We start from the raw sequence: 23,078 nt of genomic DNA, 5'->3' as shown, positions 1-23,078 counted from the left end.
GCGGTGTCGCGCCATGGGAAGGGCGGCCTGGAAGGCGCCAGTGATGTGGTCAGTGTTCGGCTGCGGTGGGGGAGTGTTCCGGCGCCGCTTCGCCTCCTCCGTGGTCCCAGGAGCGCAGCGGCAGGTTCTTCATCCGCAGGGCGATGACCAGGCCGAGCACGAGGACGGGCACGGCGGCGAGGAAGACCGGGCTGAGCGCGTGGGTGTACGCCTCCTTGACCGCGTCCCGCACGGTGGCCGGGAGCTTGTCGAGGACCTCGTGGGAGGAGAGCGTGTTGCGGTCGGTGCCGGCCAGCGCGCCGGCGGGGAGCCGTTTGGTGAGCTCGTCGGTCAACCGGTTGTAGAAGAGGGCGGCGAAGACCGAGATGCCCAGGGTGCTGCCGAGCTGGCGGGAGAAGGACACGGTGGCGTGGACGGCGCCGATGTCGTCCCGCGGTGCGGTGTTCTGGGCAGCCATGGTGAGCACCTGCATGTTGAGGCCCGCGGCGATGCCGAAGAGCAGCATGTACGCGATGACGACGACCCGCGGGGTGCCGGTGTCCATGGTGGAGAAGAGCACCGCGCCGCCGATGCCGGTGGCCATGCTCAGGACCGGGTACCACTTGTAGGTGCCGGTCTGAGTGATGATGCGTCCGCTGACCACGGACGAGGCGACGAGACCGAACATCATCGGCAGCAGCACCACGCCGGACAGGGTGGGGCTCGCTCCGGTGACCACCTGCACGTACAGGGCGAGGAAGTTGACCGCGCCGAGGAAGACGACACCGGCCACCAGGCTCACCAGGACGCTGATGGTGAAGGTGGAGTCGCGGAACAGATGCAGGGGGATGACCGGTTCGGCGGCGCGCCGTTCGGCGGCCACGAACAGCACGGCCGCGAGAAGGGCGATGCCACCGAGGCCGAAGATCTGCGGGGACACCCAGTCGTACTTCACCCCGCCCCAGCTGGCGAGCAGGGTGAGCGAGACGATGGCGATGCTCAGAGTGGCGAAACCGGCGTAGTCGATGTGCGCCTGACGCTTCTTCGGCGGCAGGTGCAGGCTCGTGCTGATCATGCCGAAGACGACCAGCCCGATGGGCAGGTTGATGAGGAAGACCCAGTGCCAGCTGATCAGGTCGGTCAGCACACCGCCGATCGCGGGTCCGGAGACGGCGGCCGCGGCGAAGACGATGCCGAAGAGGTTGAAGTACTTGGCGCCTTCGCGCGGGCTGAACATCTCGCCGATGATGGCGAGCACGGAGACGAACAGGCCGCCCGCTCCGATGCCCTGGACGACACGGAAGAGGATCAGCTGTTCCATGGACTGCGCGGCGCCCGAGGCGGCGGAGCCGAGGAGGAACAGGGCGATGGCGATCAGAAAGACCTTCTTGCGGCCGAAGAGGTCGCCGAGTTTGCCGTAGACCGGCGTGGTGACGCTGCTGGAGATGATGTACGCCGTCGTCACCCAGGCGAACACGTCCAGGCCGCCGAGGTCGGCGACGATGCGGGGCAGGGCGGTGGCGACGATCTGGGCGTCCAGCATGGCCAGGAACACGGCCAGCATGCACGCGACGATCACGCTCTTGACCTTGGTCTCGGGGGCCTGCGGTGCAGTGCCTTCGAGGCCGGCGGATCCGGTTGTCGGGGATGACAAGGAAGTGACCTTTCGGTGAAGGGATCAGGGTCCCGCCTGGAGCCGGTGGCCCCTACGAGTGGTTTCCGTCCCCGTCCCGCCGGGCGCCAGAGGCGGCCGGCGTCATGACTGTCCGAAAAGGGGATCTTCACTTCGCTCTGCGGGTGGTGAAGCAGTGGTCGGCCGCACGCGGGGGATGAGTGCGGCCGACCACCGTCTGGGTGCGGCGGTCCTGGTTGGACCGGCCGGTCAAGGAACCAGGACGACCTTGCCGAGCTGGGCTCGGGCCTCCATCAGTTCGTGCGCCTTGACGGCGTCCACGAGCGGGAGCCGCTCATGGACGACCGGGCGCACCTTGCCGGAGGCGATCATGTCGAGCAGGTCCCGCTGGCCCGCGGCGATGGCCTCGGGCCTGTTGTAGAGCATCGCGTAGAGCGCGAAGCCGGCCACGGTCTTCATCCGGCTGAGCATCAGCGGGTTGACGGGCTGGATGTCGCCGCTGGCCGAGCCGTAGAAGACCAGTCGGCCGAACTGGGCGGTCAGGGCGATGCTCTTGATGAGGATGTCGCCGCCGACGGTCTCCAGGACGACGTCCGCGCCGCGGCCGTCGGTGGCGGCGCTGACCTGCTCGTCCCAGTCCTCGTCGGTGTAGTTGATGGTGACGTCGGCGCCCAGCTCGCGGACGAAGTCCAGCTTGGCCTGCGTGCCGGCGGTGGCGATGACCTTGCCTGCGCCCATCGCCTTGGCGATCTGCACGGCGAGGTGGCCGACACCACCGGAGGCGGCGTCGATCAGCACGGTCTCGCCGGGCTTGAGCTGCCCCGCCTCCTTCAGGGCGTGGTAGGCGGTCTGGGCCGGGCTGGGCAGCAGGGTCGCCTCGGCGGCGTCCATGGTGTCCGGAATGGGGATGGCCCAGGCGGCGTCGGCCGCGACGTAATCGGCGTAGGCGCTGTGGTCGACGTCCACGACGACGCGTTGACCGACGCTGAGGTGGGTGACGCCTTCGCCGAGGGCCTCGACGGTGCCGGCGACGTCGCCTCCCGGAGCGCCGGGCAGCGTGGCGTGACCGCCGATCGGTATGCCCTGGCGGCGCTGGACCTCGGCGAAGGTGACGCCGATGGCTTCGGAGCGGATCAGCACTTCGCCCGGTCCGGGCTGCGGCGTCTCCGCCTCTTCGACACGCAGCACCGAGGGGGCGCCGTGCTCGTAGTGGCGGACGATTCGCATGGTGTTCTCCCAACTAGGAGGTGTTGTTCGAGCCGCGGTCATGCCGCGGCTCCGCCCAGGGATCCGGGTTGCATTTATATGTACTCATGCACGTGTATGTGAGTCTACATATCTGTGCACCGTGCGCAAGTCCGGGAGCACGCAAAGTGCCCGCGGGTTTTCAGGGGACGAGCACCACCCGGCCGAGCTGGGAGCGTGCCTCCATCAGCTCGTGGGCTGCGGCGGCCTCCTCCAGGGGCAGCTCGGCGTGCACGACCGGCCGGACCTTGCCCGAGGCCACCATGGCCAGCAGCTCCTTCGCGCCGCTGGCCATGGCGTCCGGCCGGTGCCGCATGACGCCCCACATGCTGAAGCCCAAAACGGTGCGGTTGTCGAAGATGTCGCTGACCTCGATGGCAGGCACCTCGCCGCCCGCCGTGCCGTACACCACGGTCCGGCCGAAGGGGGCGGTGAGGTTCACGCTCTTGGTGAGGATGTCGCCGCCGACGGTCTCCAGCACCAGGTCGACGCCGCGGCCTTCGGTCGCGGCCAGCACCTTCTCCTCCCAGCCGTCCTGGTGGTAGTCCACGGTGTGGTCCGCGCCCAGCGAGGCGGCGAAGTCCAGCTTGTCCTGGCTGGACGCCGCGGCGATGACCTGGCCCGCGCCGAGCGCCTTGGCCATCTGCACCAGCAGGTGGCCGATGCCTCCGGCCGCGGCCGTGATGAGCACGGACTCCCCGGCCTGCAGCCGCCCGGCCGTGACGATCACGTGGTAGGCGGTCTGGGCGGGGATCGGCAGGGACGTGGCCTGGCCGGCGTCGATGCCCTCGGGGATGGCGAACAGCCAGTCGGCGCGGGCGACCACGTACTCGGCGTACCCGTCGGCGCCGACGCCGGTGACCACGCGGTCGCCGATCCGGACCTGGGTCACGCCCTCGCCGAGGGCCTCGACGGTGCCGGCGACGTCGCCGCCCGGGGAGCCGGGGAGAGTGGCGGGGCCGCCGACCGGGATGCCCTGACGGCGCTGGCACTCCGCGAAGTTGACGCCGATGGCTTCGGTGCGGATCAGCACCTCACCGGGGCCAGGGGAGGGCTTGTCTGTCTTCTCGACGCGTAGCACCGAGGGGGCGCCGAACTCGTGGTGACGGACGACACGCATGGACGTGCTCCTTGTGCTCGTGGTTCGTATGGGGGGTGGTGGTTCGTTTGGGGCGGTGGTTCGTAGGGGAGTGAGGGTGCCGGCGGTGTCGGCCGGCACCCCGGGGGGAACGGGCGGTGGGGGGTGCGCCGGGTGTGGATCAGGCCGGGGTGAACTCGGCGAGCGATCGGATCTCGCCGAGGCTGATGACGCGCCGCAGGTCGAGTCCCGCCGCCTTTCCCAGCGCGCGCAGGCCGTCGGTGGTGCGCATCTGCCCGCCGAGGTAGACGAGCATCCGCAGGTCCAGATCGGTCTGGTTGGTCTGCACGTCGAGCAGTCCCTCCACGACCATGACGCGGCCGTTCGGGGCGACCGCCTCGGCGCAGCGGCGCAGGATGGCGGTCGCGCGGTCGTCGGGCCAGTTGAGCAGCACGTTGGCCAGCAGGTACACGTCACCGCCGGCGGGCAGCGGGTCGAAGAAGCTTCCCGCGACCGCTCGGCAGCGCTCCTGGACCCCGGCGGCCTTGAACTCCGCGGCGGCCGTCTCGACGGTCTTTTCCAGATCGAGGAGCGTGCCGCGCGCGCCGGGTGCGGCGCCGACGACGGCCCTCAGGAGGGCGCCGTTGCCGCCGCCGACGTCGACGACGTGCCGGACGCCTTCCCAGTTGCCCTGCTCCAGCAGGGCGGGGGTCACCCACTCCATGCTGGCCCTCATGCGCTGGGCGAAGGACGCGGCGAGCGCCGGGTCCCCCTCGACGTCCGTCCAGAAGTCCCGTCCGTACAGCTCGGAGTAGACCGGCTGGCCGGAGCGCAGGGCGTCGAGGAGCCGGAAGAAGGCGAGTTCGCCGCGGCCGGTCGGTCCCTCCAGCGTCAGCCAGTCACGGCCCGAGTCCGGGATGTCGGAGCGCAACTGGGCGCCGAGTTCGGTGGCCTCGCAGGTGCCGTCGGACAGCACCCGGTAGAGGCCGGCCATCTCCAGGTGGCCCATGAGGCGGCGCAGCGCGGTGGGGGCCACGTCCGCCGCGCGGGCCAGCGCCTCGACGGTGCTCGCGCCGGCCTGGAGGTGGTCGGACAGTCGTAAGGTCGCGGCCACCCGGATCGCCATGGGGGTGATCAGATCGCTCTTGTCCAGCAGTTCTCGGGACCAGGGTGGTGCGCTCACGGATCGATCTCCTCGGTGCTGCTCGACAGAGGTGGGCGAGTGGTGGCGCGGCCGGTCAGACGGTGCCGAACCAGGTGGTGAGCGCCGTGCCGAGCGAGTCGCGCACCTGGGCCTCGGGCTGGTCCCGGTCGACGGCCCAGGCGACGTAGCCGTCGGGGCGGACGAGCAGACCCGCCAGCTCCGGCTCGCCGGCGCATGTCGCCTGTACGTGGCGCACGCGTCCGGCCCAGGACACGCCCGCGCCCCACTTCTCGTAGGTCTGGGCGATCTCCGGCCGGCCGGCCAGGTCGAGGAGCACTCCGGTGCCCCGCTTGAGGTACCCGGGAAGGGTCTTGGTGCCGTCCTCCGTGACCAGTTCCAGGTCGCGGGCGAAGTCGCCGAGCATGCGGTGCTCGGGGCCGTCGATCTCGTAGCGGACGGTGACGCCGCTGAGCATCTCCGCGAGGTAGAGGTTCACCTGGTCGCGGCGCATGAGGTCGGTGAACAGCTCGCGCAGCGGGGTGACGTACGGGTCGGGGTTCATCAGCGCGATCTGGGCGCGTGTGTTGGCCAGCACCTTGCGGGCCGGGCCCTGGCGCTCCCTGTCGTAGCTGTCGAGCAGCCCTTCGGGAGCCCAGCCGTGCACGGTGGCGGCGAGCTTCCAGCCGAGGTTGAAGGCGTCCTGGAGGCCGAGGTTGACACCCTGGCCGCCGACCGGGAAGTGGGTGTGCGCGGCATCGCCGGCGACGAGGATCCGGCCCTCGCGATAGCGGTCGGCCTGGCAGGCGGAGTCGGTGAAGACGGACAGCCAGCGCGGGGAGTGCGCTCCGAGGTCGCTGCCCCAGATCTCGCGCAGGCTCGCGGTCAGTTCGTCCAGGGTGAGTTCCGCGCCCGCCTCCCGTTCGGCCTGGAAGTCGAAGGTGGACACGCGGTGGTAGGTGTCGTCCAGCGGCACGCAGAACAGCAGGCCGCGCTCCGTGCGCTCCATGCCCATCGGGGCGTTCTCCCGGTCGGCGAGGATCACGTCGCCCAGACGCGCGGTGACCCTGCCGCCGGTGCCCGGGAAGGCGATGCCCGCCTGCCGGCGCACGAGGCTGCGCCCGCCGTCGCAGCCCACGACGTAGCGGGCGCGCAGCGTGTACGCGCCGTCCGGGCCGGTGACCTCCGCCTCGACGCCGTCGGCGTCCTGGCGGACGGCGGTGACCTCGTGGCCGCGCCGGATCTCCGTGCCGACCTCGACGGCGCGCTCCTCCAGGAGCCGCTCGGTCCTGGTCTGTTCCGAGAGCAAGGCGTAGGCGTGCGTGCTGTCCAGGGCGGAGAAGTCGACCCACTCGTCGAGCCCCGCGAAGTGGCCGTTGTTCCAGGACCGCGCGCCGTCACGGAAGCGCTCCACCAGGCCGCGCCGGTCGAGGGACTCCAGGGAACGGGCGTGCAGGCCGAAGGCCTTGGAGTGCGGGGTGCGTTCGGCCAGCTGCTCCAGGACGACGGCACGGACGCGGGAGATGCGCAGTTCCGCGGCGAGCAGCATGCCGACGGGGCCGCCGCCGATGACGAGTACGTCGAAGTCGAAGTCCTGATCGGTGTTCCCCGTTGACATGGCGGTCCTCTCGGAAGGAAAGATCCGTGTGGATGTGTGTTGGCTGACAGGTATGTGCTTTAAAGCATGCAGTAGATTGAGAGCATACAGATGCTCGCTCGATGTAATCAAGTCGCCTAGAATGTGCGTATGGAGACCTCGACACAGAGTCCGCCGGTGACGTCCGACCTGCTCGACGCGGTGGGACCCGCGTTCTCGCGGCTGCGGCGGACCCAGGCGCTGAATGTCGAAAAACAGGTGTCGCGCAAGGACATGACAAGGACCCTGGTCCTCAACATCGTCCAGGACGGGCCCGAACACGAGGGCCAGGAGATCACCGTCGGCGTCGTCGGCGAGCGGCTGGCCGTCGACCCTTCCGTGGCCAGCCGCATGGTCTCCGACTGCATCACGGCCGGCTATCTGGTCCGCGCCGCCTCACAGCGCGACGGACGCCGTACGATCCTCCAGCTCACCCCGGAGGGTCACGAGACGCTCGCCCGCTTCCGCGGCCACCAGCGCGCGGCGTTCGAGCGGATCACGCAGGACTGGCCCGAGGAGGATCGCCTGGAGTTCGCCCGGCTGCTGATCAAGTACGTGGACTCCATCGCCGAACTGCAGGCCGACGCGGCCGAATAGAGCCGGGCGAACGGCAGTCCGGGACCGCTCCGGGGGGCCACGGCGGACATGCCGCGGCCCCCGGTTCGTCGTCTCAGCCCCGCGCGAGCACTGTCAGCCCCGCGCGAACACTCTCAGCCCCGCGCGAGCACGGTACGCAGCACGCCGGTCAGCGCCTCGGTCTCCGCGCCGGCCGGATCCGCGCCGAGCGACCGCCAGGCGACGATTCCGTCGGGCCGTACCAGCACGGCACCGTCCGGCCGCACGCCGTAGCTTCCGGCCCAGCGGTCCTCCGGGTCGGCGAGGGTGCCCGCCCCGCCGCCCGTGCCCGGCACCACCCGGCGCGCGGTGATCCGCACGCGCAGCTCGGCGGCCGCTCCGGCGGCCGCCGTCAGCCACGGCCCGCCCCGCTCACCCGTCAGCAGCACGAAACCGTTGCCGAACAAGTCGAGCGTGGAGACCGGGGCGCCGTCCCGTGACAGCAGCACGTACGGCGCCCGGGTGCCCGCCTCGCCCCCCAGCGTGCGCGGATCGGCCGGAGCCGCCGGCGCCTCGGCGCCCGGCTCCGGGACCACGGCAGCGGACCGGTAGGTCTGGCCCATCGTCACGGTGAGCGCGTCCGCCGCGGCGGCCTGCTGCTCCGCGGTGGCGCTGCCGGAGCGCACCGCCAGTTGCAGCGACCCTTGTTCGGCGGTGTACGCCGCGACCGGCCGGCGCTCGGCGTCGTACGTCTCCAGCAGCCCCGTGCCCGCGGTGCCGTCCACCACCAGAGCGAGCTTCCAGGCCAGGTTGTGGGCGTCGGCGATCCCGGTGTTCGCGCCGTAGCCGCCGGTCGGCGGAACGACGTGCGCGGCGTCACCCGCCAGCAGCACCCGCCCCTGCACAAAGCCTTCGGCGACCTGCTCCGCCATGTCCCAGGGGAAGCGGGAACGGATCGTCACCGCCACATCGGGCGAGCCGATGGCCGCGCTCACCAGCTCGGCGCAGCGGGCGTCGGTGAAGTCGTCCAGGCTCTCGCCGTCCTCCGGGCGGTAGCCGACGATCAGGGTGCCGCCCGTCAGGGTGTCGTCATGCACCAGGATGCCCATGACCTGGGGGTTCTTCACATGGACGACGCTGTAGCGCCGGTCGCCGAGGACCGGACGCAGGTCCGCGCCGAAGGCGATGCTCACATGGCGGGACAGCACACCGCGGCCGTGCCTCGGCACCTTGAGCGCCTCGCGCACCGTGCTGCGCGGCCCGTCGCAGGCCAGCAGCCAGTCGCTGCGGAAGGTGTCGGTGCCGTCGTCGTCCGCGAGGACCGCGGTGACCCCGTCGGGGTCCTCCGCGAAGGAGACGAGTTCCGTGCCGAACCGCAGGTCCGCGCCGAGTGCCACGGCGCGCTCACGCAGCAGCGGCTCCAGCCGGTCCTGCGGAAGCAGCAGGAGCCGGGAGGGAGTAAGGTCGCCCAGCTCGTCGTCGCCCTCCAGCTCCTCCTTGCTGAACAGGACTTCGCCGGCGAGGGAGGTCACCCCGGCCCGGGTCCGGTGCGCCTCGAAGCCGGCGGCCTCCCGCAGGGCGGCGTCCTCGACGCCCACCTGGCGCAGCAGTTCGGCGGTCCGCGGGTAGTACCCGACCGCTCGGGGGTGGATGGAGGTGCCGGGGTGCCGCTCCACGAGGGTGCAGCGGACTCCGTGGTGGGCGAGGAACACGGCGGCGGACAGGCCCACCAGGCTGCCGCCCACGATCAGTACGGGTGCGTCACTGGATTGCATCGCGGGACCCTTTCTCGCAATGGACGACGTGAACGCTGTGGTCGACGGGGTCGACGGGGTCGACGGGGTCGACGGGGCCGCTCACGGCGTCGGGAGCCCGGCGCGGCGCAGCGCGAGATAGTCCACGACCTCCCAGTGCTCGGCCACCTTGCCGCGCTCGATCCGGAACTGGTCGCAGGTGCGCATCACCAGCGGCAGGTGGGAGGGGCCGCCGCCGCTCCACGCCCCGGTGAGGGTGCCGGTCCAGGTCACGAAGACCATCACGCGGTCGTCGGCGGCGACGATGTGGTCGACGGTGGTGACGAGGTCCGGGAAGGCGGCGATGTTGTCGGCGAAGAAGGCCTTGAAGGCGTCCAGCCCGTCGGGCACCGCCGCGGTGCGCACATTGTGGTGCCGGTAGTCCTGGTGGTAGTAGCTGTCGGCGAGTTCCAGGCGGTGCTCGCTGAAGACGTCGCGGTACGCCCCGAGCACCAGCTGCGCGTTGGCCTCCTCGGTGGCGGTGTGCGGGCCGCGCAGTCCGGGCGCGGCGGGCTGGATGCCGTCGCCGTCGAGCCCGGGCAGACCGTGGGCCGCGAGCACGTCGCGGTCGACCACGTTCCAGTGCTCGGCGATCCGGCCGTCCTGGACGCGGTACAACTCGGCCGTGTGGAGCCGGAATTCCTCGTCCGAGGGCGTCCGTCCGGTCCAGGTCGCGAACAGCATCACCCGGTCGCCGTCGGCGACCAGATGGTCGATGTCCGCGCGCAGGCCGGGGAACTGCCCGGCCAGGTTCCGGAAGCGGCCGACGGGGCCCCCGGCGGCCGGCCCGGCCAGCGGGTCGTGCTCGATGTGGCCGGCGTCGAGGAAGCGGCCGGCCTCGTCGAACCGGTGCTCGCGGTACAGCGTCTCGTACCAGTCGCGTACGAGTCGGGCGCTCTGCGCGCGCTGCTCGGCTGGACTCTGAGTGATCATGGGATTCCTCTCGGGGCGGCTCGAGGCCGGCGCGGTGCCGGCTCGGGTCGTCAGGTGGCCCGCCGGGCCGTCAGGCCTTGAGCGCGTACGTGGACCAGCAGGAGTCGGCCTCGAAGCCGAGCCCGCGGTTGAGTGCGACGACGGCGGTGTTGCCGACGTCGTTGAAGACCTGGACGAGTACCAGGCCCGCGTTGTCCCGGGCGGCCCGCAGCAGCAGGTCCGCCTTCATCCAGGTGCCGAGGCCCCGCCGCCGGTGCTGCGGCAGCACCAGCGTCTCGCCGGCGTCGGCCATCGGGCTGTCCCGCACGAACAGCGTGCTGTAGGCGACGATGTCGCCGCCGTCCCCGCCGCTCTCGGGCAGGGCCGCGACCGCGTGGATCCGGTGTCCCGCCCGTTCGGCCTCGGCCTCGCGCGCCCGGACGTCGGCGGTGGACGGGCGGCGCACCCGGGCCTGGCCGTTGACCCGCTCCTCCAGCGCGCTCCAGGCACGGGCGTAGGACTCGACGAGCGTGTCGGGGCAGCGGCCGGTCCAGTGCGCCAGGCGGTAGCCGGGCACCTGGCGGGCCGCCGCGGCCTGAAGCGGTCCGGGGGCGGCCCCGGCCAGCCGCAGCCGGTTGCGCAGGGTCTCGCCGACGAGCTCGGCGCCGAGCTGTTCGGCGAAGCGTTCCGCGGCCGCCCCCTTGGGCGCGTCCGCCAGCAGCAGGTCGCGGCCCCGTTCGCGCAGGGCGGCTTGGCCCGCCGCTGCCAGGGCCCGGCCCGCGCCGCGGCGGCGGAAGCCGGGGAACACCCAGAGCGAGCCGTGCCCCGGCCCGGTCGGATCGCCCAGGTCGAGGCCGAGCTTCAGGACTCCGGCCGGGGTCTGTGCGTCGTAGGCGGCGAGCACGATGCGCTCGGTGCCGTGGCGGCGCTGGAAGAGCCGCGCGAGCAGCGCCTCGGTCACCGGCGGGTCCGCCGGCAGTTCCAGGCGCATGGTTTCCCGGAAACCGGGGAGCAGAGCGGCGAGGGTCGCCGGGTCGTCACCGTCGAGGCTGCGAATCTCCATGGCCGACACCGTCTCCCGCCGTTCTCGAAGCACCGTCGAGGGCAACTCGACGGTGCCCACCGGCCACGACGCCGCTCTGGCCTCAGTCTCCGCGCAGGGTGATGGCCTGGACCGGGCAGGCCCTGGCCGCCTCCCGCACCGAGGTGCCGTGGGCGCCCTCCGCTCCGCCCGGGAGCAGCCGGCTCACCCCGTCGTCGTCCTGGGTGAACACCTCCGGCGCGGTCAGGGCGCACATGGCGGCGCCGATGCAGCGCTCGGTCGCGATGCTGATCTCCACCGCGGCCCCCCTCACCACTCGACGGGGAGTTCGGCGACGCCCTGCAGCACGTACGGGGCGTTCAGGGGCAGTTCCTCGGAGCGGACCGGCACCCTGAGGTTCGGAATGCGCCGGAAGAGGGTGCGGAAGGCGATCTCCATCTCGGCCCGGGCGAGGTTCTGGCCGATGCACTGGTGGATGCCGTAGCCGAAGGCGACATGCCGACCGGCGGACCGGGTGATGTCGAAGGTGTCCGGGTTCTCCCAGGCGTGCGGGTCGCGGTTCATCAGCATGGTCGACATGGCCACGCCGTCACCGGCCCTGATGGTCTGCCCGGCGATCTCGATGTCCTCGGCCGCCACCCGCATCAGCACGTCGCCGATGGAGGTGAACCGCATCAGCTCCTCCACCGCGCCCGGCAGCAGCGTGTCGTCCTGCCGCAACAGCGCGAGCTGTTCGGGGTGTTCGAGCAGGGTCACGGTGCCCAGCGCGATCATGTTGGAGGTGGTCTCGTGGCCGGAGACGAGCAGCAGCGAGCAGATCAGGGCCAGCTCGTCGCGGTCGACGCTGCCCTCTTCGAGCTGATGGGCGATCAGTTCGTCGACGAGGCCGTCGCCGGGCTGCTTCTCCTTCTTCGCGACCAGCTCGTGCAGATAGACGAGGATCTCGGTGAAGGCCTTGCGGGCCCGCTCCGCCGCACCCTCACCCGAGGAGGACAGCACCTGCCGGGACCGCTCGTCGAAGTACCCGCGGTCCTCGTAGGGCACTCCGAGCAGGGCGCAGATCACCGCCGAGGGCAGCGGAAGGGCGTACTGGGAGAGCAGTTCGGCGGGGCTGCCCCGGTCGAGCATCTCGTCGATGAGCCCGTTCGCGATCCGCTCGATCTCCGGGCGCAGCGCGGACACCCGGCGGATGCCGAAGCCGGGGATCACCATGCGCCGCTGGCGCGCGTGCTCGGGGTCGTCCACACCGACCAGCGGCGGGGCGGCGCGCTGCTGGGTCTGGGCGGCGATGCGGGGGGCCAGGAAGGGGAATCCCGGGTGCAGGACGTTCGAGGACAGCCGCGGGTCGGGGAACAGGGCCCGGCCGACCTCGTTGCCGATGACCAGCCAGACCTGCCGCCCGTCGTACAGTGTGACCTTGGTCAGCGGGCCGTTCTCGCGCAACTCCTCGTATCCCACGGGCATCTGGTAGGGGCATGCCCGGGTCATGGGGTAGGCCGGCGCCTCGCTCCCGGCGGGGGGACTGCTGGTCTCCGTCATGTCGCGCCTCCTCAGTGGTATCGCTACGCACGCCATTGAGCCCCGCCGCTCTCAAGGGGCCTTCGAAGATCCCTGGAGGGCGGCGGGGCTCGTTTCCCTGACGCGTCGGTCAGGCCCCGCCGGTGATCCGGAGGGTCTCGCCATGGGTGTTGCCGTTGGCCGCGGAGCCGAGGAAGACCACCGCGTTGGCGACGTCCTGCGGTACGGACATCCGGCCGGAGGGCAGGGTCTTGCCTTTCTCCTCCAGGAAGGAGGCGGGAACGTTGGCCCGCACCGTCTCGGTGGCCGTCTGGCCGGGCACCGCCATGTTGACCAGGATCCCCTCGGGCCCCAGTTCCCAGGCGAGGCTGCGCATCAGCCCGAACAGAGCCGATTTGCCGGCACCGTAGGCGCCGGCGCCCGGCTTGCCCGCGTCCGCGAGGCCCGCACCGATCAGCACGATGCGCCCCCAGTCCCGGCCGCGCATCAGGGGCAGCACGGCCTGCACGGTGTGGAAGACCGCCTCGACGGAGGTGTGCAGCACCTCCTGCCACTGTTTGGCCGGCACGTCCTCGAACCGCGGGACGGGCCGGCCCGGACGCGGGATCGCCTCGCTCCACACGACGGCGTTGGCCACCAGCACGTCGATGCCGCCCCACTCCTCGGCGACCCGGCCGACGGCGTCCCGGATGGACTGCTCGTCGGTGAGGTCGTAGCGGACGACCAGCGGTGTTCCCCCAGCCTCCGTGACCAGCCGGGCCGTCTCCCGGGCGCCCTCCTCGTTGGTGTGGTATGTGATCGCGACGCGGGCCCCCTCCTCGCCGTAGGTCACGGCTGTCGCCCGCCCGATGCCCGAAGAGGCGCCGGTGACCAGTACCACCTTGTCCCGCAGATCGGTCCTCATGAAGCCGCCTTGGTCGTCAGGGCCCGGCTGCCGATGCTCTGCGCGTGCCGGAAGAAGTTCTCCGGGTCGTACGCTCGCTTCACGTCCAGCAGCCTGGCGTGGTTCTCGCCGAAGAAGTCCGTCTCCCAGTCCTCGCTCACCCGGGAACTGGGGAAGTTGATGTACGAGCCGCAGGCGAGCGGGGCGAGGGCCGCTCCCGCCCGATCGGCCCAGCCGGTGAGGCGAGCCTCGGCCCCGGGGTCCGCCGAGACGTCCCGGCACGCCATCTGATAGCCGATCAGGAACCGGGCGTCGCGGTGCACATAGGCCGTGGCCGTCCGAGGCACCTGGTTCGCCGCGCCGCCCAGAGCGATGCACAGCAGGTACCGCTCGCGCTTCTCCTGTTCGAGGGAGACGTCCCAGGCGTCGAGCAGCGCCGCGGACTCCGCGCGGGTCGCGGCCCGGCCGGTGAGCCGATAGCTCTGCCGGGTGTACGGATGGCGGTGGCCCTGGGCCTCCGGTCCCGAGCCGGTGCGGTGGCACTGGGCGACGGTCTGGGAACCGCACAGGGCCTCGTGCATGACGTCCGCGTACGTGCCCCTGGGCTGCACGGTGCGGATGATCGGCTTGGCCCCGGCGCGCTCGGCCAGGGCGTCGAGTTCGGCCACCAGTTGTTGAGTCGGGCCCAGGTGCACGCCCCACACCCGCACCACGGGCCGGCCCTGGGGGCCGAACATGCCGGGCAGTACGACGAGTGAGGTGCCCAGTTCGTCCGGGCCCGCCACGCACCACTCCTGCCAGGCGGTGAGGACGTCCACGGCGTCCTCGTACGCCCAGAGCGTCTCGAAGCCCGTCATCATCGGGGCGTCGACCGGGTGCACCTCGAACTCGGTGACGATGCCGAAGCTGCCGCCACCGCCACCGCGCAGGGCCCAGTACAGGTCCGGCTCCTCCGTGGCGGCGCAGCGCACGGTGCGGCCGTCGGCCAGCACCACCCGTGCCGCGGCGATCCGGTCGCTGCCGACCCCGAACCTGCGGGTCTGCCAGCCCAGGCCGCCACCGGTCAGAAAGCCGCCGGCGCTCACCGTGGGAAAGGTGCCGGTGACGATCTGGCGGCGTTGCGGCTTGAGCGCGTCCAGCGCGTCCAGCGACTGGATTCCCCCGCCGAGCCGTACGAGCGGGCCGTCGGCCACGGCGTGGTTCATCCGGGAAAGATCGATCACGAGGCCTTCGCCGGTGGACCAGCCGTTCATGCTGTGCCCATTGCCCCGGATGTGGACGGGGAGCCCCTGGTCCTGCGCGTGCCGGAGACAGGCGACGACGTCCTGCTCCGACTCGCAGTACGCGACGGCGTGCGGCTGGACCGCGTCGTACTCGGTGTTCTGCAACTGTTTGGCCTGCGGGAAGCCCGGGTCGGAGGGCTCCACCAGTTCCCCGCGGAGGCGCTCCCGCAGCATCAGTCGTCAACGCCGAACTTGTCGGCGGTCACCTTGGATCCGGAGTGGCCGCGCAGCTTGGTGCCCTGCGGGTCGAAGAACTGGGCGCCGCCGGTGCCCTGCCACTGGGTGTCCGACACGAACTCGCCCTCCACCCGGACGTGGGCCTCGCCGACGTGCTTGCCCTCGGGGTCGGCCGCGAGGATGTGGAAGCCGTACTCGAAGGTGTCCGGCCCGGTGGAGCGCCAGGTACCCAGGCCGATGTTCTTGGTGTTGAGCTGGGTCGACACGACTCCGCCGTCGGCGGAGAAGGAGACGAGCCCGGGGACGGCCTTGCCGTCGTCGTCCAGCTGCGTGGTCCAGGTGCCGACCAGTCGTGCGTCGCTCATCGCAACTCTCCAGGTGGTGTCGCAGGGTGGGTGATCGTTGTCAGGCTTCCGGCCGCGTCTGGAACGGCACTAGAGACGTCCTGTAGAGCTGGCGGAGATCCTCGATGTCCGCAGCGGTGTAGCAGGGCGGAGTGCCCAGCTGCGGATGCCAGAAAGTGGCGACGTGTATGGCGCCGAGCGCGGTGAGCGACTCCATCACGGGCCTCAGGCAGTAACGGACGAGCAGTCTCCGCAAGGTGCCGGGGCGGGCAGGGGCCACCGGCTCGGCGATCAGTGGCTGTTTGGGCACAGCGCTCCCTCCGGTTGCATGTGCGCGGGGTGTGGGCGGGCCGTGGGCCGTACGACGTGCGGCGCGTCAGCGGGCACAGACGGCCAGTTCCAGACCGGCGCCGAACGGCAGGGGCATGGAGACGTACCCGCTGCCGGGCAGCCGCAGATGCGCCAGGAACTGCCCGCACTGCTTCGCGAAACGGCGGACACCTTCCGCCACGATCACCGCACCGGGCAGCATCCGCGGCTCCAGCAGTGTCACCAGCGGGAGGTACGACTCAGGCTCGCCGCCGAGCAGCAGCAGGTCGACGGGGCTGGACACGCCGGGCAGCACACGCTCGGGACTGCCCACCCGGACCTCGGCGTAACGGCCGAGGCGCGCCTCCTCGATCGCCGCCGCGGCCGCCCGGGCCCGCGCGGTCTCCGGCTCGCAGCACACGAGCCGCCCCTGCCTGTTCTCGCTCAGCGCCGACGCCAGGGCGACGACGGCGGACGGGTCCGGGCAGCCCACCTGGAGCACGTTGAGCGGCCCGATGGCCAACACCAGCTGGCGCAGCAGGGTTCCCACGACGGCTTCCTCGCTCGGCGGCGCCGGACCGGGATCGAGGTGGAGGGGGGATGTGGTGTTCGGCATGCGGAACTCCCCGTCACGAGTGTCGAAAGGCCGACGGGCGGTCGTCCCCGGGCCCGTTGGACATCTCGGTTGAGCCTTACAGACCTGGCCGACAGCAGGCCATCGCCGTGGACGGCCGGCCGAGCGAGACTCCAGCCGTTCTCCAACCCCGCCCGGCCCGACCCGGGCGGCGCCGTCTCCGCCGCAGACCGTGTCGTGAAAGGAGGTGTCGTGAAAGGAGGCGAGGGCGTTCCTTCCATCCGTCTGCGGCGTTGCGGGGCCGACGCATCGGCGGACCGGGCTTCCGGTGCGTCAAGTCCAGGTCCATCCACGGCGTCGTGACGGATGGGGCGCCGCCACAGCCGGCCCCGCAGCCACTGGGCGGTCAGAGCCGCAAACTCGTCGAGGGTGTGCGCCGGATACCGGGTCCGGGCAGCGGTGCGGGGCGGTGCGGGGCGGGGCGGCGCTTCGTACCACGCGGTGCGGCGCGGGGCCTCGTACCGCTTGGTGCGGCGCGGCGCCGGGCCTCGTACCACTCGGCGCGGCGCGGCGCCGGGCCTAGTACCAGCCGACCGGCGGCCTGCGCCGCTCCTCGTGCCCGCGGCAGCGCCGCCCGGCGCGGCGGCACGGACGGGCTGCGGAATGGTGCTGATCACGTCGCCGTCACCCGGATTGCGTGGACGGCATCCCAGTCGGCAGGATCGCCGCCCGGCGTCAGCGGCGAAGGGGCACACAGCAACCTCGCGCTTCGGGGTCGTCGCCGCCGGCCGACCGGAGCTCGACCGTGACCTGTGCGCGCCGTGCACCGAATGCGCACGGCAGTCGTCCCGACGCGACGTAAGCGCAGGTCATCGCGGCCGTCGACAAAGCCCTTGACAGCCGCGGTCACCCTGTCAAAGCCCTTGACAGCCGCGGTCACCCCGTCAAAGCCCTCGACAGCTCCCGGTGGTCACCCCGTCAAAGCCCTCGACAGCCCCTGGCGGTCACCCCCGCTCCCGCTGCTCCACAACGGAGTTGTACGCCGCGACCTGTGCCCGCCGAGCCGTCCGCTCCACCGGCCGCAGCGCATCGGCCCGCGCCACCATCTCGGAGGCGCTCACCGCACCCCCGTGCCCGTTGCCGTACGCCACCGAGATCAGCAAGCCCACCCGCTGGGCCAGCTCCAAAACGCGGACCGCCCGCGGCGGATACCCCGGGGCCAACACCTCGCGCCCCCGCTCGGCCCGCCCCCGGTAGGCGTCGATCGCCGCCTCCGCCACCGGCCCCGATCCGGCCACGTCCAGCCGCGACAGCACCTCCGTCGCCTCCCGCAGGGCCTCCGCCAGCTCCCGCTCGGCCTCCCCGAGCGACGGCACATCGGCGGGCGGCGCCTCCCTGACCGGCAGACAGTGCCAGACGACCTCGACATGCACATCACCGTCCGGGCCGGCCTCGTACACCTCCGGCACCAGCCCGAACGCGGCCCCGTAGCAGACGACCGCCTCCTCCGCGTCCATCGCCCGCGCGTTGAACTCCGGCGGCCCGCTCAGCCCCAGCGGATGTCCCGGCGCGGGGAGCGCCACCCGCAGCCCGGTCACCCCGAGCGTCCGCAGCCGCCCCAGCGCGAGCGTGAGACCGACGGGCGCCGACTCACCGGGCAGCCCCTCGACGCGGTGCACCGCGTCCTCCCCGACGATGGCGGACGCGGCGTCGTCCGGTGACACAAGTCCGGCCAAAAGGGCGTTTCCCCATGCGGCCAGCCGTCCTGAGCGTGGTTCCGAGAGCATGCCCCCACCCTAAGGACCGGACCGATGGAATGGACCGGGCGACCGGTGGCGTAGATTTCTTGGGGGCTGCGCCCACCGGCGTGGCGGACCGCGCCCACAGGCGTACGCGAGAGCCGACACTGGCCACACTGCAAGGGGAGACAACACGCTCATGAGCGATGTTCTGGAGCTGGAGGACGTATCCGTGGTCCGTGAGGGCCGCGCTCTGGTGGACCAGGTCTCCTGGTCGGTCAAGGAGGGCGAGCGCTGGGTCATCCTCGGCCCCAACGGCGCCGGGAAGACGACCCTCCTGAACGTCGCCTCCAGCTACCTCTTCCCCAGCAAGGGCACCGCCACCATCCTCGGCGAGACCCTCGGCAAGCCCGGCACCGACGTCTTCGAGCTGCGCCCGCGCATCGGCATGGCCGGCATCGCCATGGCCGACAAGCTCCCCAAGCGCCAGACCGTCCTGGAGACCGTCCTGACCGCCGCGTACGGCATGACCGCGCACTGGCAGGAGGACTACGAGGACGTCGACGAGCAGCGCGCCCGCGCCTTCCTCGACCGCCTCGGTATGAGCGAGTACCTCGACCGGAAGTTCGGCACGCTCTCCGAGGGCGAGCGCAAGCGCACCCTCATCGCCCGCGCCCTGATGACCGACCCCGAGCTGCTGCTCCTCGACGAGCCCGCCGCCGGCCTCGACCTCGGCGGCCGCGAGGACCTCGTACGCCGCCTCGGCCGCCTCGCCCGGGACCCGATCGCACCCTCCATGATCATGGTCACGCACCACGTCGAGGAGATCGCCCCCGGCTTCACCCACGTCCTGATGATCCGCCAGGGCAAGGTGCTCGCCGCGGGCCCCCTGGAGCTCGAACTCACCTCGCGCAACCTCTCCCTCTGCTTCGGTCTCCCGCTCGTCGTGGAACAGATCGGCGACCGCTGGACGGCACAGGGCCTGCCCCTTTCCTGACTCCCGGAAACCCCGGAAGAAGCCTGGTCCAACCCGATCTGCGCCCTGTCCGCGACCGGACCCGCGGTCCTACCATGACCATGTGAACATCGACGCGTGGGTGTGGTGGCTGGTCGGTGCGGCGGCGCTCGGCATCGGGCTCGTGATCACCGCGATGCCCGAACTCGGCATGCTCGCGGTGGGCGCCGTCGCGGCCGCCGTGATCGGTGGTCTCGGCGGCGATGCCGTCTTCCAGGTCGCGGTCTTCGCCGTCGTCTCGATCGCACTCATCGCCGTGGTCCGGCCCATCGCGACCCGGCACCGCTCCCAACGCCCCCAACTCGCCACCGGCGTGGAGGCGTTGAAGGGTAAACAGGCCATCGTCCTGGAGCGCGTCGACGGCACCGGCGGCCGGATCAAGCTCGCCGGAGAGGTGTGGTCGGCGCGCTCCCTCAACGCCGAACTCGCCTATGAGGTGGGCCAGGAAGTGGATGTCGTGGACATCGACGGAGCCACGGCGATCGTCATGTGACCTCGAAGGACGCAACTGAACCGAACGGCCCCCGAGTTGGGCGACGGTCTGTCAGACTCGACCAGCAAGATCTTCAACAACCATAAGATCTTCCACAGGCGCCGAGGCGGAGAAGGGTACGGGGAATCACGATGGAACCGGTCATCATCGTCCTGATCATTCTGGTGGTGTTGGTCTTCATCGCCCTGATCAAGACCATCCAGGTCATCCCACAGGCGAGCGCGGCCATCGTCGAGCGCTTCGGCCGCTACACACGGACCCTGAACGCGGGCCTGAACATCGTGGTCCCGTTCATCGACTCCATCCGCAACCGGATCGACCTGCGCGAACAGGTCGTACCGTTCCCGCCGCAGCCGGTGATCACCCAGGACAACCTGGTCGTCAACATCGACACCGTCATCTACTACCAGGTGACCGACGCCCGGGCCGCCACCTACGAGGTCGCCAGCTACATCCAGGCCATCGAGCAGCTCACCGTCACCACGCTCCGCAACATCATCGGCGGCATGGACCTGGAGCGCACCCTCACCTCCCGCGAGGAGATCAACGCGGCCCTGCGCGGCGTCCTCGACGAGGCCACCGGCAAGTGGGGCATCCGAGTCAACCGCGTCGAGCTGAAGGCCATCGAGCCCCCGACCTCCATCCAGGACTCGATGGAGAAGCAGATGCGCGCCGACCGTGACAAGCGCGCCGCGATCCTCACCGCCGAAGGTACGCGCCAGGCGGCCATCCTCACCGCCGAGGGCGAGAAGCAGTCCCAGATCCTGCGCGCCGAGGGTGAGGCCAAGGCCGCGGCCCTGCGTGCCGAGGGTGAGGCCCAGGCCGTCCGTACGGTCTTCGAGGCGATCCACGCCGGCGACCCCGACCAGAAGCTCCTCTCCTACCAGTACCTCCAGATGCTGCCGAAGATCGCCGAGGGCGATGCCAACAAGCTCTGGATCGTCCCCAGCGAAATCGGCGACGCCCTGAAGGGGCTGTCCGGAGCCATGGGCAACTTCGGCCCGCTGGCGGGTGGTTCGGGCAACGGCGGCAACACCGGCTCCTCCGGAAACGGCGGCACGGGCACGGGCGGCGACCGCCGCGAGAAGCCGTCCATCGACTGACGGGACACGGTCGTACGACACTGGGGCCCACCTCCGCAAAGGAGATGGGCCCCAGTCATGTCCAGTAGGCCTCTGTGGCCGGTCAAGTACGGCCAGGCCACCACCTATGCGGCGGACTGTGCCAGCCACTCCGGCAGCGCCTCCAAGTCGTCGTGCCCCAGAGCCAGCAGCATCGCGTCCGCCGGCGTCGGCTCGAACGGCTGCCGCAGCAGCGGCATGCCCGCCTGATCCGGAGTACGGTCCGCCTTGCGGTGATTGTCCTCCGCGCACGACGCCACCGTGTTCAGCCAGGTGTCGCCACCACCGTGCGACCGCGGCACCACGTGGTCCACTGTCGTCGCCCGCCGCCCGCAGTACGCGCACCTGTGCCGGTCCCGCACCAGAACACCCCGCCTCGACCACGGAGCTTGTCTTCGGAACGGCACCCGTACGTACCTGCAGAGCCTGATGACCTGGGGCGCCGGTATGTCCACATCGGCGCCCCGCATACGCAGTTCGGGGTGGGCCTGCTCGACGACGGCCTTGTCCTGCAGCACCAGAACGACGGCTCGATTCAACGTCACCGTCGACAGCGGCTCGAAGCTCGCGTTCAGCACCAGCGTGTCACGCATCCAGCCCACCTCCCGTGTGCACCTGCCCACCCCCCGGCGGGCTTGGATCAACTCTGGACGGGCGCGCCGAGATGGACAACGCAATAAAAAATGCCCGCCTCTGATCACTTCCAAGACCAGAGGCGGGCAAACGTTCAATGAACGTCTGTCTGCTGATTACCCGCGTCAGCTCGCGGCCGGATTCTCGTACTCACCGATGAGCTGGGCGCGCGCCAGCGTGTGGAAGCGCAGATTGAAGCCGACCACCGCGGGAGAGGCATCCGCGTCCGGACCCAGCTTCTCCTGGTCCACGGCGTACACCGTGAACACATAACGGTGCGGCCCGTCCCCGGGCGGCGGCGCGGCACCGCCGAAGTCCTTCGTCCCGTAGTCGTTGCGCGCGTGGACCGCACCCTCGGGCAGCCCCTCGAACTTCCCGCCGCCGGAACCCGCGGGCAGCTCGGTGACCGAGGCCGGGATGTCGAACAGGACCCAATGCCAGAACCCGCTGCCCGTCGGGGCATCCGGGTCGTAGCAGGTCACGGCGAAGCTCTTGGTCTCGGCCGGGAAGCCTTCCCAGCGCAGCTGCGGCGAGGTGTTCCCGGCCGCGTAGACCTGAGCGTCCTTGAGCGTGGCCCCCGGCTCGACGTCCTCGCTCGTCACCGTGAACGACGGCACGGGCGGATGGAAGTCGTGCGGCAGCGGCCGCCTCTTGAGCTCGGTCACCTCGGCACCTCCAAGTCAGTGGATCAACCGATTCCAGTCGCTCCAGAGCCTAGAACCAGCTGCGCTTGCTGCCGACCTCCGACAGCCACTGGTGGAGGTACCCGGCCCAGTCAGTGCCGTGGAAGTCGGTCAGACCGACCTGGAAGGAGCGGTACGAGTCGCTGCCCTCGCTGAACAGCCCGGGCTTCTTGTCCATCTCCAGGATGACGTCCATCGCGTGCTCGTCCGCGACGAAGCTCAGCTCGACCTGGTTCAGGCCGTGGTACTGCGACGGCGGGAAGAACTCGATCTCCTGGTAGAACGGCAGCTTCTGCCGCGTACCCCGGATGTGGCCGCGCTCCATGTCCGCGTTCTTGAACCGGAAGCCCAGCTGGATGAACGCGTCCAGGATCGCCTTCTGCGCCGGCAGCGGGTGCACGTTGATCGGGTCCAGGTCACCGGAGTCCACGGCACGCGCGATCGCCAGCTCCGTCGTCACGCCGATGTGCATCCCGCGCAGCGCCTGCCCGTCGATCATGGTGATCGGCGTCTCCCAGGGGATCTCCAGCCCGAACGGTACGGCGTGCACGGCCCCCGCCTGGAGCTCGAAGGCGCCACCGAGCTGGACCTTCGTGAACTCGATGTCCTGCTTGTACTCGGTGTCGTCGTGCCCCTCGACCTCGACCTTGGCCTGCAGACCGACGTTCAGGCCCTCGATCGCCTGGTTCACGGACCCGCCCTGGATCCGCACCTCACCCTGGACGACACCGCCCGGCACGACATTGACCTCGGTCAGCACCGTCTCCACCGAAGCACCGCCGGCACCCAGGCTCGCGAGCAGCCGCTTGAACCCCATGAATCTTCCCTCCCAGGCAACGCCTGTTCCGTCGTCCTGCTCCCGTGCGCGTGCTCGTCTCTTCCCGCACGCGCACGCGTGTGTGGATCCTTGATCCGTAGAAACGCGATCCGGCCGGGGCCGGTTCCGTGCCCTCACCCTTACAAGGGGGAGGACTCTTGACCACCCTTGGGAGCGCACCCGTCTGGACTACGCTCGGAGGCCATGATCGCGACCCCCGACCGTACGCCCCTCCCCAGGGAGTTCTTCGACCGGCCCGTACTGAAGGTCGCCCCCGACCTCCTGGGGCGCGTCCTGGTCCGCAGCACCCCGGACGGTCCGATCGAACTGCGCCCGACGGAGGTCGAAGCGTACGACGGCTCGTACGACCCCGGCTCCCACGCGTACCGCGGCCGCACGCCCCGCAACGAAGTGATGTTCGGTCCGCCCGGCCATGTGTACGTCTACGTCACCCATGGCATGTCAAGGCGGTCAG

At 70.9% G+C, this 23,078-nt stretch carries 22 protein-coding genes and 2 pseudogenes; 5 read left to right on the top strand and 19 right to left on the bottom strand.

Annotated elements, in window-relative coordinates; translation table 11 throughout:
- Positions 1-49 precede the first annotated feature (49 nt).
- The 5 genes from Q2K21_RS24795 to Q2K21_RS24775 all read right to left on the bottom strand — a co-directional run bounded on the left by Q2K21_RS24795 (position 50) and on the right by Q2K21_RS24775 (position 6,694).
- Entirely contained in the window at positions 50-1,633 is a 1,584-nt protein-coding gene (locus tag Q2K21_RS24795) for an MDR family MFS transporter (protein ID WP_310775151.1), read from the bottom strand.
- 228 nt (positions 1,634-1,861) lie between these two features.
- Positions 1,862-2,839, bottom strand: coding sequence for a quinone oxidoreductase family protein (locus tag Q2K21_RS24790; RefSeq protein WP_310775149.1), 978 nt, complete (start codon positions 2,837-2,839; stop codon positions 1,862-1,864).
- Between the two features lie 160 nt (positions 2,840-2,999).
- Positions 3,000-3,977: a quinone oxidoreductase family protein gene (locus tag Q2K21_RS24785; RefSeq protein ID WP_310775147.1), complete on the bottom strand. Its 978-nt coding sequence runs from the start codon at positions 3,975-3,977 to the stop codon at positions 3,000-3,002.
- Positions 3,978-4,116: 139 nt separating this feature from the next.
- Positions 4,117-5,118 carry a methyltransferase gene (locus tag Q2K21_RS24780; protein WP_310775145.1) on the bottom strand — a complete coding sequence of 334 codons (1,002 nt, stop codon included), beginning with the start codon at positions 5,116-5,118 and terminating at the stop codon, positions 4,117-4,119.
- A gap of 55 nt (positions 5,119-5,173) precedes the next feature.
- On the bottom strand, positions 5,174-6,694 hold the full coding sequence (locus Q2K21_RS24775; RefSeq protein ID WP_310775143.1) for an FAD-dependent monooxygenase: 1,521 nt from the start codon (positions 6,692-6,694) through the stop codon (positions 5,174-5,176).
- Positions 6,695-6,823: 129 nt separating this feature from the next.
- Here Q2K21_RS24775 and Q2K21_RS24770 point away from each other — a divergent pair, with 129 nt between their 5' ends.
- The gene (locus Q2K21_RS24770) at positions 6,824-7,309 is read left to right on the top strand and encodes a MarR family winged helix-turn-helix transcriptional regulator (RefSeq protein ID WP_310775141.1); all 486 of its coding nucleotides are present in this window, start codon (positions 6,824-6,826) and stop codon (positions 7,307-7,309) included.
- Between the two features lie 113 nt (positions 7,310-7,422).
- Here Q2K21_RS24770 and Q2K21_RS24765 read toward each other — a convergent pair whose 3' ends face one another.
- The 11 genes from Q2K21_RS24765 to Q2K21_RS24715 form a co-directional block, all read right to left on the bottom strand.
- Positions 7,423-9,042: an FAD-dependent oxidoreductase gene (locus Q2K21_RS24765; RefSeq protein ID WP_310775139.1), complete on the bottom strand. Its 1,620-nt coding sequence runs from the start codon at positions 9,040-9,042 to the stop codon at positions 7,423-7,425.
- An 81-nt stretch (positions 9,043-9,123) separates the two neighbouring features.
- Complete coding sequence (locus Q2K21_RS24760) at positions 9,124-9,993, bottom strand: ester cyclase family protein (RefSeq protein ID WP_310775137.1); 870 nt, start codon at positions 9,991-9,993, stop codon at positions 9,124-9,126.
- A 70-nt stretch (positions 9,994-10,063) separates the two neighbouring features.
- Positions 10,064-11,035 carry a GNAT family N-acetyltransferase gene (locus tag Q2K21_RS24755; RefSeq protein ID WP_310775135.1) on the bottom strand — a complete coding sequence of 324 codons (972 nt, stop codon included), beginning with the start codon at positions 11,033-11,035 and terminating at the stop codon, positions 10,064-10,066.
- Positions 11,036-11,117: 82 nt separating this feature from the next.
- Entirely contained in the window at positions 11,118-11,312 is a 195-nt protein-coding gene (locus Q2K21_RS24750; protein ID WP_310775133.1) for a ferredoxin, read from the bottom strand.
- Positions 11,313-11,323: 11 nt separating this feature from the next.
- Positions 11,324-12,553, bottom strand: coding sequence for a cytochrome P450 (locus Q2K21_RS24745; RefSeq protein ID WP_310775131.1), 1,230 nt, complete (start codon positions 12,551-12,553; stop codon positions 11,324-11,326).
- Between the two features lie 109 nt (positions 12,554-12,662).
- Positions 12,663-13,436 (bottom strand): SDR family NAD(P)-dependent oxidoreductase, encoded by a 774-nt coding sequence (locus tag Q2K21_RS24740; protein WP_310775129.1) that lies wholly within the window; start codon positions 13,434-13,436, stop codon positions 12,663-12,665.
- A complete protein-coding gene (locus Q2K21_RS24735; protein WP_310775127.1) occupies positions 13,433-14,872 on the bottom strand; it encodes an FAD-binding oxidoreductase in 1,440 nt (479 codons plus the stop codon). Before Q2K21_RS24735 ends, Q2K21_RS24740 begins: the two co-directional genes overlap by 4 nt.
- Positions 14,872-15,240 carry a hypothetical protein gene (locus Q2K21_RS24730; protein ID WP_310775125.1) on the bottom strand — a complete coding sequence of 123 codons (369 nt, stop codon included), beginning with the start codon at positions 15,238-15,240 and terminating at the stop codon, positions 14,872-14,874. The genes Q2K21_RS24735 and Q2K21_RS24730 overlap by 1 nt, the downstream gene beginning before the upstream one ends.
- A 40-nt stretch (positions 15,241-15,280) precedes the next feature.
- Positions 15,281-15,529 (bottom strand): hypothetical protein, encoded by a 249-nt coding sequence (locus Q2K21_RS24725; protein WP_310775123.1) that lies wholly within the window; start codon positions 15,527-15,529, stop codon positions 15,281-15,283.
- A gap of 66 nt (positions 15,530-15,595) precedes the next feature.
- The gene (locus Q2K21_RS24720; protein ID WP_310775121.1) at positions 15,596-16,144 is read right to left on the bottom strand and encodes an O-methyltransferase; all 549 of its coding nucleotides are present in this window, start codon (positions 16,142-16,144) and stop codon (positions 15,596-15,598) included.
- Positions 16,145-17,106: 962 nt separating this feature from the next.
- The gene (locus Q2K21_RS24715; RefSeq protein WP_310775119.1) at positions 17,107-17,889 is read right to left on the bottom strand and encodes a hypothetical protein; all 783 of its coding nucleotides are present in this window, start codon (positions 17,887-17,889) and stop codon (positions 17,107-17,109) included.
- A gap of 151 nt (positions 17,890-18,040) precedes the next feature.
- Between Q2K21_RS24715 and Q2K21_RS24710 the strand changes: the two are divergent.
- The 3 genes and pseudogenes from Q2K21_RS24710 to Q2K21_RS24700 all read left to right on the top strand — a co-directional run.
- Positions 18,041-18,571, top strand: a pseudogene (locus Q2K21_RS24710) (ABC transporter ATP-binding protein); the annotation flags it as partial.
- 349 nt (positions 18,572-18,920) lie between these two features.
- On the top strand, positions 18,921-19,349 hold the full coding sequence (locus Q2K21_RS24705) for an NfeD family protein (protein ID WP_310775116.1): 429 nt from the start codon (positions 18,921-18,923) through the stop codon (positions 19,347-19,349).
- A gap of 131 nt (positions 19,350-19,480) precedes the next feature.
- Entirely contained in the window at positions 19,481-20,452 is a 972-nt protein-coding gene (locus tag Q2K21_RS24700) for an SPFH domain-containing protein (protein ID WP_310775114.1), read from the top strand.
- Positions 20,453-20,556: 104 nt separating this feature from the next.
- Here the strand turns inward: Q2K21_RS24700 and Q2K21_RS24695 are convergent, their stop codons facing one another.
- The 3 genes from Q2K21_RS24695 to Q2K21_RS24685 form a co-directional block, all read right to left on the bottom strand.
- Entirely contained in the window at positions 20,557-21,063 is a 507-nt protein-coding gene (locus Q2K21_RS24695; RefSeq protein ID WP_310775112.1) for an HNH endonuclease, read from the bottom strand.
- A 165-nt stretch (positions 21,064-21,228) separates the two neighbouring features.
- Positions 21,229-21,768: a YbhB/YbcL family Raf kinase inhibitor-like protein gene (locus tag Q2K21_RS24690; RefSeq protein WP_310775111.1), complete on the bottom strand. Its 540-nt coding sequence runs from the start codon at positions 21,766-21,768 to the stop codon at positions 21,229-21,231.
- A 49-nt stretch (positions 21,769-21,817) separates the two neighbouring features.
- Positions 21,818-22,603, bottom strand: a complete 786-nt coding sequence (locus Q2K21_RS24685) for a sporulation protein (protein WP_310775109.1) — start codon at positions 22,601-22,603, stop codon at positions 21,818-21,820.
- Positions 22,604-22,807: 204 nt separating this feature from the next.
- Here Q2K21_RS24685 and Q2K21_RS24680 point away from each other — a divergent pair.
- Positions 22,808-23,065: pseudogene (locus tag Q2K21_RS24680) on the top strand (DNA-3-methyladenine glycosylase); the annotation flags it as partial.
- Positions 23,066-23,078: the final 13 nt, after the last annotated feature.

Source organism: Streptomyces sp. CGMCC 4.7035, assembly GCF_031583065.1.
Lineage (GTDB): Bacteria > Actinomycetota > Actinomycetes > Streptomycetales > Streptomycetaceae > Streptomyces > Streptomyces yaanensis.
Note: the sequence above shows the minus strand (reverse complement) of the source record. Positions and strands in the feature narration are given on the sequence as shown.

Excerpts from the sequence above, each read along its gene's own strand:
- Q2K21_RS24790 (WP_310775149.1), bottom strand. The coding sequence starts at position 2,839 with ATGCGAATCGTCCGCCACTACGAGCACGGCGCCCCCTCGGTGCTGCGT.
- Q2K21_RS24785 (WP_310775147.1), bottom strand. The coding sequence starts at position 3,977 with ATGCGTGTCGTCCGTCACCACGAGTTCGGCGCCCCCTCGGTGCTACGC.
- Q2K21_RS24775 (WP_310775143.1), bottom strand. The coding sequence starts at position 6,694 with ATGTCAACGGGGAACACCGATCAGGACTTCGACTTCGACGTACTCGTC.
- Q2K21_RS24770 (WP_310775141.1), top strand. The coding sequence starts at position 6,824 with ATGGAGACCTCGACACAGAGTCCGCCGGTGACGTCCGACCTGCTCGAC.
- Q2K21_RS24765 (WP_310775139.1), bottom strand. The coding sequence starts at position 9,042 with ATGCAATCCAGTGACGCACCCGTACTGATCGTGGGCGGCAGCCTGGTG.
- Q2K21_RS24760 (WP_310775137.1), bottom strand. The coding sequence starts at position 9,993 with ATGATCACTCAGAGTCCAGCCGAGCAGCGCGCGCAGAGCGCCCGACTC.
- Q2K21_RS24755 (WP_310775135.1), bottom strand. The coding sequence starts at position 11,035 with ATGGAGATTCGCAGCCTCGACGGTGACGACCCGGCGACCCTCGCCGCT.
- Q2K21_RS24745 (WP_310775131.1), bottom strand. The coding sequence starts at position 12,553 with ATGACGGAGACCAGCAGTCCCCCCGCCGGGAGCGAGGCGCCGGCCTAC.
- Q2K21_RS24740 (WP_310775129.1), bottom strand. The coding sequence starts at position 13,436 with ATGAGGACCGATCTGCGGGACAAGGTGGTACTGGTCACCGGCGCCTCT.
- Q2K21_RS24735 (WP_310775127.1), bottom strand. The coding sequence starts at position 14,872 with ATGCTGCGGGAGCGCCTCCGCGGGGAACTGGTGGAGCCCTCCGACCCG.
- Q2K21_RS24730 (WP_310775125.1), bottom strand. The coding sequence starts at position 15,240 with ATGAGCGACGCACGACTGGTCGGCACCTGGACCACGCAGCTGGACGAC.
- Q2K21_RS24720 (WP_310775121.1), bottom strand. The coding sequence starts at position 16,144 with ATGCCGAACACCACATCCCCCCTCCACCTCGATCCCGGTCCGGCGCCG.
- Q2K21_RS24715 (WP_310775119.1), bottom strand. The coding sequence starts at position 17,889 with ATGCTCTCGGAACCACGCTCAGGACGGCTGGCCGCATGGGGAAACGCC.
- Q2K21_RS24700 (WP_310775114.1), top strand. The coding sequence starts at position 19,481 with ATGGAACCGGTCATCATCGTCCTGATCATTCTGGTGGTGTTGGTCTTC.
- Q2K21_RS24695 (WP_310775112.1), bottom strand. The coding sequence starts at position 21,063 with ATGCGTGACACGCTGGTGCTGAACGCGAGCTTCGAGCCGCTGTCGACG.
- Q2K21_RS24685 (WP_310775109.1), bottom strand. The coding sequence starts at position 22,603 with ATGGGGTTCAAGCGGCTGCTCGCGAGCCTGGGTGCCGGCGGTGCTTCG.